Genomic DNA, 14,579 nt, shown 5'->3' on the forward strand with positions numbered 1-14,579 from the left:
ATTCACCTTGAGTCGTAGTCGCACGCGCATTCTTTTTCTGGCAGGGTGTTTAACTCTGTCTTCCAGTTTTCATGCTCTGGCTCAGCAAACCCCGGCCCCCCGTGAAGCGGGCGAGCCGGAAGCCGCTACCGGTTATATCGAGAAAAAAGCCCATATCAGCCAGGATTACATGGTGGTTGCCGCCAATCCTTATGCCTCCTGGGCGGGCAAAAACATCATCGAACAGGGCGGTAGTGCTATCGACGCGGCAGTAGCCGTGCAGGCCATGTTAACCCTGGTAGAGCCGCAATCGTCTGGTATTGGCGGTGGTGCTTTTATGCTGTATTGGGACAACAAAGCCAAAAAACTGCATACCTTCGATGGTCGTGAAATGGCCCCTGCAGGGGTCAATGCCTACTGGTTTATGGAGCACGGTAAGCCCATGAAATGGCTGGATGCGGTGGTTGGCGGTAAGTCAGTTGGCGTACCGGGCGTACTCAAGGCATTAGAAACGGCCCACGGCCAGTTTGGTAAGCTCGATTGGCCGGTATTATTCCGCGATGCCATTAATACTTCAGAAGAAGGGTTTAAAGTGTCTAAGCGGCTGGAAAAACTGGTCACCATGGCCGAACAGTATCACAAGGGCATGAAAACCTTCCCCAGCACGGCAACCTACTTTTACCCGGCAGGCAAGCCACTACAGGCTGGAACTACGAAAAAGAATCAGGCATTAGGCAAAACCCTACGTAATATTGCCGAGCAGGGCGCTGATTACATGTATAAAGGCGAGCTTGCAGCAAAAATTGCCAAAGCTGTGCAGGGCGTAGAAATTAACCCTGGTGCATTAACCGCTGAGGACATGGCCAATTACAAAGCCATTGAGCGCAACGGTGTTTGTGGTGAGTACCGCAGCAAGCAAATCTGCGGCATGGCACCACCCAGTTCAGGCGGGATTAACGTTTTTCAGGTACTTAAACTGCTGGAAGGCTTCGATTTATCCAAATACCCCATCGACAGCGTAGAATTTGCCAACCTGTATACGCAGGCGAGCGCCTTAGCCTATGCCGATCGTGAAAAATACATTGCCGACAGTGACTTTACCAATCTGCCTAACGGGGCGCTGATCAACGAAGGTTACCTGCACCGCCGCGCCGAGAGCATCAAGGTTGATAAGCCCTGGCGCTTTGCCCGCCCCGGTGAACCGTTTTCTACCCAGGTCAGCCAGGGCAGCTCACTGGAACAACCCAATACCAGCCACTTTGTTATTGTTGATAAAGAGGGTAACGCGGTATCCATGACCACCAGTATCGAGTTTATGTTTGGCTCGGGCATTATGGTTGACGGCTTTCTGCTGAATAACCAGTTAACCGACTTCTCGTTCTCGCCATCGATGAACCGCTTCCCGGTACCTAACCGTGTAGAGCCACACAAACGCCCGCGCAGTGCCATGAGTCCTACCATGGTGTTTAACGATCAGGGTGAGCTTGAAATTCTGGTGGGTTCACCGGGCGGTAGCCGCATTGTGAGCTATGTAGCGCAAACTCTGATTGGCGTAATTGACTATGGCCTGGATATCCAGCAGGCTATTAACCTGCCCAAGATCACTAATCGCAACGACTATACTGCGCTGGAAAAAGGCACACCGATTGAAGCGCTGCAGGGGCCGCTGGAAGCACTTGGCCATAAAATAAAAGTGGTCGACCTTAACAGTGGTCTGCACGGTATTCAGGTAACCAAAAAAGGTTACGTGGGCGGCGCGGATCCGCGACGTGAAGGCGTTGCGGTAGGCAAATAACACAGTGCTTTTAAGGTACGTCAGATATAAGAAATGCCGGTAAGCATCACTTACCGGCATTTTATTTTTAAGCGTCAACAACCAACTCTAAAAATAAGTTAATTATTTGAGGTAATACTTACCACTTGCTGTTTGCGGCTACCAAAGAATGATGATTACCGTTCGTTGCCGGAGTCGCCGGCAGCGACCAAAGGGTGTTGTGCGACCCGGTGACCGTGAACCACTCTGGACTCCCCGCAGCCCTTAACAGTGAACAGCGCCATTGTCCCTGGCAGAACAAACTAGACCGTCAATGACGGCACATCCTTGTGCCGCATCGACTGAATCCTCATCCATGATGATTCTTCTAGTTTGTTATGTCTGCCAGTGACAATGACAACACTGAAGAAGGGCACACATTCTGTTCTTTCTCCGACTTATATTAAGGCTCCAATACAATAGTGATGAGGTGAAGTATTTAGGATCAGTTTTTTACTATACGCTAACGGCGTTCAGTGCTTGCTCAACATCGGCAATGATGTCGTCGATGTTTTCAATGCCCACTGAAATTCGCACCAGGTCGGCGCTTACCCCGGCACTGGCTAACTCTTCTTCGTTTAACTGACGGTGCGTGGTCGTGGCCGGGTGACAGGCCAGTGATTTGGCGTCGCCAATGTTTACCAGGCGCAAAATCATCTGCAGCGCATCAATAAACTGTGCGCCGGCTTCACGGCCGCCCTCAATACCAAAACTTAAGATGCCAGATGCTTTACCGCCTGTGATCTTTTCGCAGGTGTCGCGATAGGGACTATCGGCCAGGCCAGCATAGTTTACCCAGCTGACTTTTTCGTGATTACTCAGATAGGCGGCCAGCTTTTCGGCGTTCTCACAGTGGCGCTCCATGCGCAGGCACAGCGTTTCCAGGCCCTGCAGGATCTGGAATGCATTCATCGGGCTGATTGCAGCGCCAGTGTTGCGCAGGGGGACCACCCGGCAACGGCCGATGTAGGCAGCAGGCCCAAGTGCTTCGGTATACACTACGCCGTGGTATGACGGGTCGGGTTCGTTCAGAACCGCAAAGCGCTCTTTATTTGCAGCCCAGTCAAACTTACCGCTATCCACAATAATGCCGCCCACGCTGGTGCCGTGGCCACCGATGTACTTGGTGAGACTGTGCACCACGATATCCGCGCCCAGTTCAAAGGGGCGACACAATACAGGCGTAGCAACAGTGTTATCAACGATCACGGGCACACCATGTTTATGAGCAATTTCGGCCAGTTTCTGAATATCGACTACGTTACCGGCCGGGTTACCAATAGACTCACAAAATACCGCTTTGGTGTTTTCATCAATAGCTTTATCAAAGCCTTCGTAATCATCGTGAGAGACCATTTTTACCTGCACGCCCTGACGCGGCAGCGTATGCGCAAACAGGTTATAAGTACCGCCGTAAAGCTGGCTGGTGCTCACAATGTTGCTGCCCACTTCACAGATTGCCTGCAGAGCGTAAGTGATGGCAGCCATACCCGAGGCCAGCGCCAGCGCGCCAATACCACCTTCCATTGCCGCTACACGTTCCTCAAGAACCGCTGTGGTAGGGTTCATAATGCGGGTATAAATATTTCCGGCCACTTTAAGATCAAATAAATCAGCGCCATGCTGAGTGTCGTCAAAGGTGTAGGAGGTAGTTTGATAAATCGGTACTGCTGCCGCCTTGGTGGTGGCTTCAGACTCGTAGCCGTGGTGCAGTGCAATGGATTCTAATTTCATAGTGATAAATACCCTAAGATGTCCTTAATAAAACTCGGTCAATATCATGGTTTATGTCATCTATACCTGCAACAAGTATTTTACATTTACCGGCTGATTAACCGCTTACTCTGCTGAATTCATTGATCTAAATCAGGCGGTGTTCAAACCAGTACTTTGGGAGGATTGTTGCTGAAATCCACTGTACCTATGCTTGATACCAGACACGCTTTTTCGTTCACAGAACGAGACTAAAATGAGGAAATACCCATGAAAAAATCAGTAGTTTTGATGGCAATTGGTGCAGCGCTGATGGCAAACGGTCTGGCAGCAAAAGAAACTGAGTCACAGGACGTTAAAATGATCAATCTGGCTCATCAGAGTGGTTGCGTTACCTGCCACTCAATCGCCAGTGGCGGCAGTGGCCCGGCAGGCTTAAAGCCGATTGGCCCGGCGTGGCAGGACGTGGCGAAAAAATACAGTGACGTAGAGAATGCTCAGGAAGCGCTGGTCACTACTGTTCTGAATGGTTCAAGCCCCTATGCCAGCCACTGGAAAGGTGAGGTAAGTGGTTTTGCGATGCCACCCAATTCAGTGGTCATCAACAAAGAGCAGGCTAATGAGCTGGTGGGCTGGATCCTGCACTTAGCCGATTAATCACTATCGATAGACTATTACGGTCCCGGCCAGCCCGGGATCGTGGTTATAAAAAGGGATCAGCCTGAATTTTATCGACCTTCCACTGACCGCTCACTTTCTTAAGCTCCAGCGTACGTAAATCTTCGACTTTATCGCCGTTATACTGACCAGAAAAAAATAGCGTAACATTAGCGTTGTCGGCATATTCGGTTCGGCCAACCGATTGACTGGTTTGTGGAGTCACTTCCACTGTATCGTATTTAAGGTTAAATACATGGCGCTGAACATTGTTCTGGGTGTGATAGCGTTTCAGGATCCGGGCCATGCGATCGGTACTTAACTCCACCGCACGGTCAAGGTTTTCATCCAGGTACACGCCACGAATAAACATTACCGCGGTATATTCCGGGGTGTTTTCATCGAGCATGCCGTAACGGCCAATGCGCTCTTCTTTTTCGCAGGCGCTGAGCAGGAAGATAGCAATAAAAGGGATAATAAATAAACGAAAGCGTAACGGCATAACTATAACCACCGGTATTAATCAGTGCCTTACTGTAACTTTAGTCTATTTATTTGGCAAACGGATAAAAAAACGGGGCCATAAGGCCCCGTTTCTGATTGATTATTGAGTAATCAATTACTGTACTTCTTCCTGATCGCCAAAGGCGCCAGCGAAAAGTGGGCTGGACAGATAACGCTCGGTACCACTGGCAAGCAGCACTACCACAATCTTGTCTTTGTTCTCAGGACGTTCAGCAAAGCGCTTGGCGGCAACCACAGCTGCACCAGAAGAAATACCCGCCAGGATACCTTCCTCTTTCATCAGGCGGTGGGCCATTTCCATACACTCATCGTTGCTGACCTGTTCGACTTCATCTACCAGATCAAGGTCGAGGTTACCCGGAATAAAGCCGGCACCGATACCCTGAATTTTGTGTGGTCCCGGCGTCAGTTCTTCACCAGCTTTCGCCTGTGTGATAACCGGTGAATCAGTGGGTTCTACCGCTACAGAGGTAATTGCCTTACCCTGAGTGTTCTTGATGTAACGGCTAACACCAGTAATGGTTCCGCCGGTACCAACACCTGCTACAAACGCGTCCACTTTACCGTCGGTGGCTTCCCAGATTTCCGGGCCGGTGGTTTTTTCATGAATTTCCGGGTTGGCCGGGTTTTCAAACTGTTGCAGTAATACGTACTTATCCGGGTTGGAATCAACAATCTCCTGTGCGGCAGCAACGGCACCTTTCATGCCTTTAGGCGCCTCGGTAAGTACCAGGTTAGCACCCAGCGCTTTAAGCAGCTTACGACGCTCAAGGCTCATGCTTGAAGGCATGGTCAGGGTAATTTTATAACCACGGGCCGCGGCGACGAATGCCAGCGCAATACCGGTGTTACCACTGGTTGGCTCAACAATCTCTTTGCCTTCGGTGAGGACTCCGCGTTTTTCGGCATCCCAAATCATGTTAGCGCCAATACGGCACTTAACCGAGAAGCTTGGGTTACGGGATTCAATTTTTGCGTATACGTTACCGCCAGTCACGCGCTTTAGCTTCACGAGTGGCGTGTTACCAATGGCCAGTGAATTATCTTCAAATACTTGCATGGTTATTCCTTTTGATTGTCTTGGCTCCAGCGCGCTTTTGTTCAGGCTGACAAATCTCACAGAGATTATTGGTGGAGCTTATTTGGTTACCCTTATATCATTGTTATTAAGTCATAAAATGCAAAGTGATTTTTGCTATATGATATGGTTATTTTAATGGTTAAACGAAATAAGGATCCTAATGGCATTTCAAGGCACCGACAGTTATATCGCCAGTGATGACCTGCAACTGGCAGTAAATGCAGCGATCACCCTCGAACGACCCCTGTTAATCAAAGGCGAGCCGGGAACGGGCAAAACCTTGCTGGCTGAGGAACTGGCGGCCAGCTTAGGCACGGATTTAATTCAGTGGCACATCAAATCGACCACCAAAGCACAGCAGGGCCTGTACGAATATGATGCAGTGTCGCGTCTGCGTGACTCGCAGTTAGGCGACGATCGGGTTCACGACATCAGCAATTACATTGTAAAAGGTAAATTATGGGAAGCCTTTGAGGCTGAAAAACGCCCGGTGTTACTGATTGACGAAATAGACAAAGCTGACATTGAGTTTCCTAACGACCTGCTGCTTGAGCTGGATAAGATGGAATTCTATGTATATGAAACCCAGCAACGTATTAAAGCGGCTATCCGGCCCATCGTGGTGATTACCTCAAACAACGAAAAAGAACTGCCCGACGCGTTCCTGCGGCGTTGTTTCTTTCATTACATTAAGTTTCCAACGCCAGATGAAATGCGCCAGATTGTGGAAGTGCATTTTCCAAAGATTAAATCACGCCTGTTAGAGGAAGCATTAACGTCGTTCTTTAAACTGCGGGATATTCCGGGCCTCAAGAAAAAGCCTTCTACCTCGGAGTTGATTGACTGGCTCAAGTTGCTGGTGGCAGAAGATATTCCGCCTGAGGCTTTGCAGGATAAAGAGGGTAAGGCCAGTATACCGCCGCTGTATGGCGCATTGCTTAAAAACGAGCAGGATATTCACCTGTTCGAAAAACTGGTCTTTATGGCACGTCGCTAATGCTGGTTGATTTCTTTTTTACGCTCAGACGCTATGGGGTAAAAACCAGCCTGCGCGAGCTACTGGATTTGATCCGGGCGCTGGAGCAGCAGGTTATCTTCGCTGATGTGGCAGCCTTTTATCATCTGGCGCGTATTACGCTGGTTAAAGATGAGTCACAGTTCGATAAGTACGACCGGGCGTTTGCCAGCTATTTTGAAGGGGTGGAAGCTATCGATTTGTTTGGTGATAGCATCGATGAAGAATGGCTACGCAAGGAATTTGAAAAACGTTTATCGGCCGAAGAGCGAGAAAAGCTACGCCAGGAAGGCGGCCTCGATGAGCTGATGAAAAAGCTTCGTGATCGACTCGATGAACAGAAAAAGCGCCACGCCGGCGGCAATAAATGGGTTGGTACCGGTGGTACCAGCCCGTTTGGTGCCTATGGTGATAACCCCGAGGGCGTGCGAATAGGGCAAGATGGTAATCGCCGCTTTTCAGCCGTAAAGGTCTGGGATAAAAGGGAATTTAAGAATCTCGACGGTAATGCAGAGCTGGGTACGCGTAACCTTAAAATGGCCCTTCGCAAGTTACGCCAGTTCGCCCGCGGCGCCGCCAGCGAGGAATTAGACATCTCCTCCACCATTTCTAATACGGCAAAGCAGGGCGGCCTGCTCGATATCCATATGCGACCGGAACGGCATAATGCCGTGAAGGTGTTAATGTTCTTTGATATTGGCGGTTCAATGGACAGTTATATCAAAGGTGTGGAGGAGTTGTTTTCGGCCGTGCATGCTGAGTTTAAATACCTCGACTACTATTATTTTCACAACTGTGTATATGAATCCGTGTGGAAAGACAATGCACGGCGCGACAGTGAACGTATGGACGTGTGGGATGTGATTCATAAATACGGCCCGGACTGCAAGGTGATTTTTGTGGGGGATGCCACCATGGGGCCATATGAAATTGCTTATCCAGGTGGCAGTGTAGAGCACTGGAATGAAGAGCCAGGGGCGACCTGGCTAAACCGTATTACCAGTCATTTTACCCATTGCATCTGGCTCAACCCGCAGCCGCAGCAATACTGGGAATATTATCAGTCTGTTGCACTGATTAAGGAATTAATGGCAGATAAGATGTTTCCATTAACTTTACAGGGCTTATCTGACGGCATTTCGGCATTACAAAAAAAGTAACAATTTGAATTTTGCTCAACGAGGCAATGAGAGTATAAATAGAATAACAATAAGGGAAACAGTGACATGACAGTCGAAGCATCAGAGCAATTACCTGACAACAGCAAACAGCAAAGCGAAGCGCCGGAAGCGTTAAGCGCCAAAGAAACCCGCGAAATTGTTACGCCGTATGCCTTTGGGGTGGCTGATGAACTGCTTGGGCAGCCGCTGGCTTCGCCTATGAGGCGCTTGGTTGCCCAGTGTATTGATGCTTCTTTGGTGGTGTTATTAAGCACTGCTCACGCCTTAGTACTGGCCTTTTTTGTGGCTATTACGTTTTTCCGGGCCGGTAAGCATCTGGCTGAGGGCGAGAACAAACGCAGTTTTGCCCGTAAGATGCTGCGCCTGAGTGCGGCCTGCTTATTGTTTGTTGTGACTTTTGTGCTGGTTGATGGTTATAACACTACACCGAAAATAAAGGAGATCCCCCGCGATTCAGCGCTGGCGTCTTCGGTTCTCAATGTGGCACAAAAATTTGCCTGGCAGAGTTGCGAGGGTGAGTTTAGCTGCTACGGCGAAGTGGCTGCCGGTTTTGGTGAAGCTTTCGCTAGTACCGGTGACACTGAACAGGAAGCCATCCAGGAGTTTGACGCGTTTCTGGCCAATAAAGACCTCACAGCGGCACAGCAAAACCAGTTAAGAGCGTTGTTTGTTAATGCATTTAGCCAAAGTTTGGCTATGGACCCGGATTCAGACAGCGACGCAAAGAATGATGAAGTGCAGGCGGCTATCAGAGAAGGACTGCGTGCCGGTTCAATGGACGTTATTGATCCAGAGCAGGCAGGATCGTTGCCAACGCCTGAGAAGGTGTCTGAGCCAGCAGACGAACCAGTGCTAAAACTTGGCCTCGGAAAAGATAACGACACTGCGAAAACCAACAGTTTGATCAGCTGGGTAGATGGTATTATCAAAGATCTCGGCCTCGGTTTTGGTTGGGCTGCACTGTATTACAGTGTGCTAACAGCGTGGTGGCGTGGCCATACCATTGGCAAGCGCATCATGCGCATCAAAGTTGTCAAGCTTGATGGCAGCCCGCTGAATTTATTTGAAAGTTTTGGCCGCTATGGTGGTTATACCGCCGGCATCGCCACCGGTTTACTGGGATTTTTACAGATATTCTGGGATCCTAACCGCCAGACCATTCAGGATAAAATTGCTGAAACCCTGGTGTTGTATCGTCCGCCCGGCGCCGTGCCTATTCCTCAGTTAATTAGTGAACATCACAAGCCGGAGCAAGCATGACCCTGCGACTGGCACTGTTAGCTGCTGGCTGTGCCAGCCGTTATGGCGGCAACAAGTTACTCGCAGTGCATCCGGCCAGTCAGCAACCGCTACTTCACCATGTCATTAGTGAATATATAAAAGCAGGGTTCACAGATATCGTAGTGCTTACCGGCTATTGGCACAACGCTATTTGTGAAACACTGCCCAACGGCGTTACCCACCACTATGTAGACGACTGGCAGGAGGGAATGGCTGCCAGTGTGCGCACGGCTGCAGCGCTTGATTTAACAGGTTACGATGGACTAATGATTGGGCTTGGCGATCAGGCCGGTATCAGTGCAGGATTAATCAGCTCACTGACGACAGACTATGCCAGCAACCCGGTTATCACGGCTACAAACTGCCAGGGGATCATTGGCCCGCCAGTCATATTTCCACCCCAATCACTAACTGTACTAAACCAACTACAAGGCGATAGCGGTGCCGGTAAGTATCTCAGAAAGCTGGCGTTAGTGTCTCCCGACAGCATTCAGACCAAGCGTATTAACTCGTTGACCGACATCGATTATCCGGCTGATTGGCAAAAGCTCGATTGATTTATCAGAACCCAGCCCTATATCTGGAGAATGAATCAAGCCAAATCAAACTATGCATTAAGCTCTGCCATCCTGCCGGTGGTAATAGCCGTTGCGCTGCTCTGGGTAATCCAGTCGGCAGGGGTATTGTTTGAGCTGCCGTTAAATGTGCTGGGTGTTATTCCGCATGACTGGAACCGGTTGTACGGGGTAGTCACTTCAGCACTGGTACATGGCTCTTATGAACATTTGTTTAATAACACGCTGCCGCTTATCGTACTGGGCGCCATGCTGCGCTATGGCTACCCCAACTCCCGTTTAAAAGTACTGATATTTGCCTGGGTAGGTTCGGGGCTGGGCGTGTGGTTGTTTGGCCGCGAATCGGTGCATCTGGGCGCCAGTGGTGTTAGTCACGGCTTGTTCTTCTTTTTATTTACGGTGAGCTTGCTGCGCAAAGACAAGCGTTCGGTAGCGCTGATGATGATCGCCTTTTTTATGTACGGCGGCATGATCATGTCGATCTTCCCTCGCGATCCCGGCATTTCTTACGAAGCCCATTTCTTTGGTGCATTAGGTGGCGTAGTGGCAGCCCTGATATTCTGGCGCCATGATCCTAAACTGGCCGAAAAACACTATCAGTGGCAGGATGAAGAGCCTGAGCGGGATGATCCGGTTATTGGCGATTTATGGCGTCAGGCGCGCTATCCTGAGGGGCCGGCAGAGCCGGGTAAGCCAGACTCTGAAGCTGAACCGAAAGGCCGGGCAGGGCATGAAGCGACGTATCACAACATCGACCGCCACGGCCATCACCACTATCACTAACTCACTGCGGCCACACTCAGGCCAAAGTAGTCGCTGATCCCGGCGAGGATGTTGGTAGTGGCCAACGAGGCCAGGATAAACCCCATCACGCGGCTGATAATACTGGCACCGGCACTGCCAATAAGCCTCATAATCACTGTCGATGTCAGCATGAGTACCAGTGTAATTAACAGCACAATCATCATCATGGCGGCAGTTTGTGCCTGTTCCCACAACGTATATACGTTATTTTTGGTTAGTAACACGGCGGCCAGCATGGCACCAGGGCTGGCAATAGAGGGAACGGCAATGGGAAAAACCGCCGTTTCCCTGATGGTGGCGGCCATTTTTATTTCCTGTTCTGGTTTGCTTTCACCAAAAATCATGGTCAGCGCAAACAGAAACAGCACTATACCGCCGGCTACCTGAAATGCCGCTAAGGGTATATGCATGGCCGTTAGGATGATTTCGCCAGCGACGATAAAAAACAACAGAATAATGCTGGAAGTAAGAAACGCCATGAGCGCAATGAACCGGCGTTGCTTTACAGTATGCTGTTTGGTGGCAGCAATAAATACCGGCAGGGTACCGATAGGATCAATAACCGCAAAAAAGTAGATGAGAACCGGGATAAAATCGATCATAAATTATAACCAGCGCGGTACCAGGTTTTGGTAAGCCAGATAACGGTTTTTGTAGCGGGCATTTAAAAAATCTTCCTCTAAATGAGTTTGCTGGCGCAGCGCTGCCAGTCCAACCAGCAGGCAAACCAGGCTAAACAGGCAGGGTAATGCCAGAAAAAAACCAACCTGTGCAATGGCAACGCCGATGTAGCCCGGATTACGACTGATACTATACAAACCGTGCTCAATGAGATCATGATTAGCATTGTTTACAATGCCGCTTCGCCATTGCTTACCCAGCGAGAAATTAGCCCCCACGGCAAGCGTAAAACCAAGCAACAATAAGCCTGCACCAGACCACTGCAATGGCGCTAAAAGCAGCCATCCGAAAGGCAGTAAATACTTAAAGACCGCTGGGTTGAAGGCGATAACTACCGTTACCAGCCAGATGGTGGCGCGAAAGACTCTGAATGCCAGGTGATTCCACCAATGGCAACTGTAAGTGGGCCCCATAGAAACAACGGGCTGGTGCGTGCGTTTTTTATACAGAATTAGTGCGGTGTAAAATACCGCTACAAAGGTAAAGAAGCCCGCCAGAAAATACCGCAGCAGGAAAAAATCTTCCATACACCACTCCTATGTGAACCTGTATTGATGATTGCGTATTAATATCAGGCGTGCAAGTCAGGTTTGCCAATGACACCCCGTTTCACCTCAAGCCGGTGCGGATTCGAGCCTTTTTTGCACAATGTACAGCCGGTAGCCGAGCATGATAGCAGCGCTGGTCAGCCCGGCAATAATACCTATCCAGAAGCCATCAGCTGCCATTGGCTCGCTGCTGAGCCAGTCTGTGCGACCTAAAATCACACCAATGGGCAGTCCAATCAGCCAGTAAGCACAAAATGTAATATAGAACATAGCGGTGGTGTCTTTGTAACCACGAAGAACGTTGGCCGAAATCACCTGAATAGCGTCGGAGAACTGAAACAGCGCCGCGTAGATTAACAGTTGGGATGAAATGGCAATTACGGCTTGGTTATTGGTATAAAGACTGATGATCAGCCCTTTAGCCAACAGGGTAAAGGTGGCGGTTAAACAGGCTACGCTCAGGCCTATCACCATAGCACTTTTTACTGCCACGCGCGCCTGGCGAATTCTGTGCTGGCCCATCCGGAAACTGACCCGAATAGAAATAGCCATGCCCATGCTGAGTGGAAACATAAACATCAGTGCTGAAAAGTTTAACGCTATTTGATGAGCCGCGACGATATTGGCACCAAATGGGGCCAGTAACAGAGCAATTACCGCAAATAAGGTGACTTCAAACAGCACCGTCATGGCAATAGGCAGACCAAGGCGAAACGTTTGTGAGATGGTACGCCAGTGCGGTTTATGCCAGAGCAGAAATAACTGGTAACGGCGCAAGCGGGGTGCCAGAGTAATGTAAATTATTGTGGCAATGGCCATTGCCACAAACACCAGCGCTGTGGCAACACCACATCCTGCGCCGCCCATAGCCTCGATACCTAAACCGCCGTAAACAAACAGGAAGTTGCCGGCGATATTTACCGCCAGACCAATTACCGTAATGATCATGCTGGGTTTAGTATGGCCCAGCGCTTCACAGTAATTACGTGACCATTGGTACAGCGCAAAGGCCGGAAACGCCAGAAACACGTAATACACATACTCGGCCGTGATCCCGGCAAGGTTAGCTTCCATGGGAAACAAACTCACAATGCTACGGGCGTAAAATGCGCCAAAGAAAGGCACAATACTTACCAGTAACAGCAGATAGCCGGCTTGTTGGGTGGCGTTAGCCACATCATCAACGCTTTTAGCACCCTGTAAGCGGGCGATGAGCGGCGGGATCGCCAGTGCAATGCCTTGTATAAAACTCATAATCGGGATAGAAATACTGAACCCCAGGGCTACTGCTGCCATGTCTACGGCGCTGTAGCGCCCGGCGATAATTGTATCGCTAACGCCCATCAGCATCTGCGTAATTTGCGCAATCAGTAACGGCCAGGCCAGCTTAATAAGGCGGCGGCTTTCCAGTGCCGTGCGTGGTGATATTACCATCATCAACCCAGCTTACCGGCAACAGAAAAAGGTTGAATTTCTACCCAGTCGCCAGCTTTCAGCCCATCAGCTTCGGCCGGGATCAGCATGTAGCAGTTAGCCTGGCTAAAGCTGGTCATCACCCCGGAACTTTGTTTGGCCAGTGGCGAAACGATAAGTGTGCCGGCTTCATTCTGGCTGAAAACAGCACGCTGAAAATCCAGGCGGCCAGGGCGACGTTTAATGTCGCGGGATACCTGCGCCCTGAGGGTAAGGCGATGACCGTTATCCAGACCGGTTTCGCCCTGCAAATGGCGGATCATCGGTACCACTAACTGTTCGGTAGTAACGCAAGCCGAAACCGGATTACCCGGCAGGCCACAGAACACCGCATTGCCTAAGCGGCCAAATGCAAAGGGTTTACCCGGTTTGATGGCGACTTTCCAAAAGCCAATTTCGCCGAGCTCATCGAGCACAGGTTTTACAAAATCCGCATCGCCTACCGAAACACCGCCGCTAGAGACGATCACGTCACAGGTTTGCTGAGCCTCCTGTAGAACCTGTTTCAGGATTTCCGGCTTATCTGCCACGATCCCCAGGTTGTTAATTTGTACCTGCCAGTTTTGCAATAAAGCGGCTACACCAGTGCGGTTAGACTCGTAAATCTGGCCGGTAGCAAGTGGTTTACCGGCTTCGACTAATTCATCGCCGGTGGCAAGCAGGCCTATATTAAGCTGGCGATAAACGTTTACTGTGGCGAGGCCCAGTGAGCTTAATAACATGGTATCGGTGGCGGTTAAGCGATGCCCGGCATCAAACAGCTGGTCGCCCCGGGCGATATCGCTGCCGGTCTCGCGAATATTCGCCAGTTCTACGGTATCGGTGTGCAGCGTAATAGTATCGTCTTCACGACTGACATTTTCCTGGATGACCACTGCATCACAATCGGCCGGAATTGGGGCGCCGGTCATAATACGCACACACTGGCCGGCTAACACTGATGGTGACTGACTGTCACCAGCAAAAACGGTACCGACCACCTTAAGCGTATTGCCCGCCTGACCATCGCTACTTTTAAGCGCGTAACCATCCATTGCCGAGTTATTGCAGGGCGGCACGTTAAGCGAAGCAATCACAGGCATGGCCAGTACCCGGCCAACGGCCGCTTTTACATCTGCTTGTTCACTAACGCTTACCGGCTGCGTATGACTGAGCATAGTAGCGATTGCATCGGATAAAGATAACCAGGGAGAATTAGACATAAGGCACTGACTCAACAAAATTTGCTGCGGAGTATAGCACTATCACGCGCG

At 50.1% G+C, this 14,579-nt stretch carries 14 protein-coding genes; 7 read left to right on the forward strand and 7 right to left on the reverse strand.

Annotation, left to right across the window (positions count from 1 at the left end; genetic code table 11):
• Positions 1 to 7: 7 nt before the first annotated feature.
• Complete coding sequence (ggt, locus tag AC566Q_RS11325) at positions 8 to 1,774, forward strand: gamma-glutamyltransferase (RefSeq protein ID WP_499616742.1); 1,767 nt, start codon at positions 8 to 10, stop codon at positions 1,772 to 1,774.
• Positions 1,775 to 2,248: 474 nt separating this feature from the next.
• Here the strand turns inward: ggt and AC566Q_RS11330 are convergent, their stop codons facing one another.
• Positions 2,249 to 3,526 (reverse strand): O-acetylhomoserine aminocarboxypropyltransferase/cysteine synthase family protein, encoded by a 1,278-nt coding sequence (locus tag AC566Q_RS11330; protein WP_499616744.1) that lies wholly within the window; start codon positions 3,524 to 3,526, stop codon positions 2,249 to 2,251.
• Positions 3,527 to 3,775: 249 nt separating this feature from the next.
• Between AC566Q_RS11330 and AC566Q_RS11335 the strand changes: the two genes are divergently transcribed.
• Positions 3,776 to 4,162 carry a c-type cytochrome gene (locus tag AC566Q_RS11335; protein WP_105933199.1) on the forward strand — a complete coding sequence of 129 codons (387 nt, stop codon included), beginning with the start codon at positions 3,776 to 3,778 and terminating at the stop codon, positions 4,160 to 4,162.
• Positions 4,163 to 4,208: 46 nt separating this feature from the next.
• Here AC566Q_RS11335 and AC566Q_RS11340 read toward each other — a convergent pair whose 3' ends face one another.
• Both AC566Q_RS11340 and cysK read right to left on the reverse strand, forming a co-directional pair.
• Positions 4,209 to 4,664: a hypothetical protein gene (locus AC566Q_RS11340; RefSeq protein ID WP_123327082.1), complete on the reverse strand. Its 456-nt coding sequence runs from the start codon at positions 4,662 to 4,664 to the stop codon at positions 4,209 to 4,211.
• Between the two features lie 117 nt (positions 4,665 to 4,781).
• Positions 4,782 to 5,747, reverse strand: a complete 966-nt coding sequence (gene cysK / locus AC566Q_RS11345; RefSeq protein ID WP_105933201.1) for a cysteine synthase A — start codon at positions 5,745 to 5,747, stop codon at positions 4,782 to 4,784.
• A gap of 181 nt (positions 5,748 to 5,928) precedes the next feature.
• On the opposite strand from cysK, the gene AC566Q_RS11350 reads away from it, so the two are divergent.
• The 5 genes from AC566Q_RS11350 to AC566Q_RS11370 all read left to right on the forward strand — a co-directional run bounded on the left by AC566Q_RS11350 (position 5,929) and on the right by AC566Q_RS11370 (position 10,603).
• The gene (locus tag AC566Q_RS11350) at positions 5,929 to 6,765 is read left to right on the forward strand and encodes an AAA family ATPase (protein ID WP_499616747.1); all 837 of its coding nucleotides are present in this window, start codon (positions 5,929 to 5,931) and stop codon (positions 6,763 to 6,765) included.
• Positions 6,765 to 7,943 carry a vWA domain-containing protein gene (locus tag AC566Q_RS11355; protein ID WP_499616749.1) on the forward strand — a complete coding sequence of 393 codons (1,179 nt, stop codon included), beginning with the start codon at positions 6,765 to 6,767 and terminating at the stop codon, positions 7,941 to 7,943. The genes AC566Q_RS11350 and AC566Q_RS11355 overlap by 1 nt, the downstream gene beginning before the upstream one ends.
• 66 nt (positions 7,944 to 8,009) lie before the next feature.
• Positions 8,010 to 9,224 (forward strand): RDD family protein, encoded by a 1,215-nt coding sequence (locus AC566Q_RS11360; protein WP_499616752.1) that lies wholly within the window; start codon positions 8,010 to 8,012, stop codon positions 9,222 to 9,224.
• A complete protein-coding gene (locus AC566Q_RS11365; RefSeq protein WP_499616754.1) occupies positions 9,221 to 9,802 on the forward strand; it encodes a nucleotidyltransferase family protein in 582 nt (193 codons plus the stop codon). Before AC566Q_RS11360 ends, AC566Q_RS11365 begins: the two co-directional genes overlap by 4 nt.
• A gap of 30 nt (positions 9,803 to 9,832) precedes the next feature.
• A complete protein-coding gene (locus AC566Q_RS11370) occupies positions 9,833 to 10,603 on the forward strand; it encodes a rhomboid family intramembrane serine protease (RefSeq protein WP_499616757.1) in 771 nt (256 codons plus the stop codon).
• On the opposite strand, the gene AC566Q_RS11375 is transcribed toward AC566Q_RS11370, so the two are convergent.
• From AC566Q_RS11375 to moeA, 4 genes are all read right to left on the reverse strand, one after another.
• Positions 10,600 to 11,226: a MarC family protein gene (locus AC566Q_RS11375; protein WP_499616760.1), complete on the reverse strand. Its 627-nt coding sequence runs from the start codon at positions 11,224 to 11,226 to the stop codon at positions 10,600 to 10,602. The genes AC566Q_RS11370 and AC566Q_RS11375 overlap by 4 nt on opposite strands.
• Before the next feature lie 3 nt (positions 11,227 to 11,229).
• Positions 11,230 to 11,832 (reverse strand): methyltransferase family protein, encoded by a 603-nt coding sequence (locus tag AC566Q_RS11380; protein WP_499616762.1) that lies wholly within the window; start codon positions 11,830 to 11,832, stop codon positions 11,230 to 11,232.
• An 87-nt stretch (positions 11,833 to 11,919) separates the two neighbouring features.
• Entirely contained in the window at positions 11,920 to 13,290 is a 1,371-nt protein-coding gene (locus AC566Q_RS11385) for an MATE family efflux transporter (protein ID WP_499616765.1), read from the reverse strand.
• Positions 13,290 to 14,528: a molybdopterin molybdotransferase MoeA gene (gene moeA / locus AC566Q_RS11390; protein ID WP_499616768.1), complete on the reverse strand. Its 1,239-nt coding sequence runs from the start codon at positions 14,526 to 14,528 to the stop codon at positions 13,290 to 13,292. The genes AC566Q_RS11385 and moeA overlap by 1 nt, the downstream gene beginning before the upstream one ends.
• Between the last annotated feature and the right edge of the window lie 51 nt (positions 14,529 to 14,579).

It is taken from the genome of Alteromonas sp. H02 (assembly GCF_059682525.1).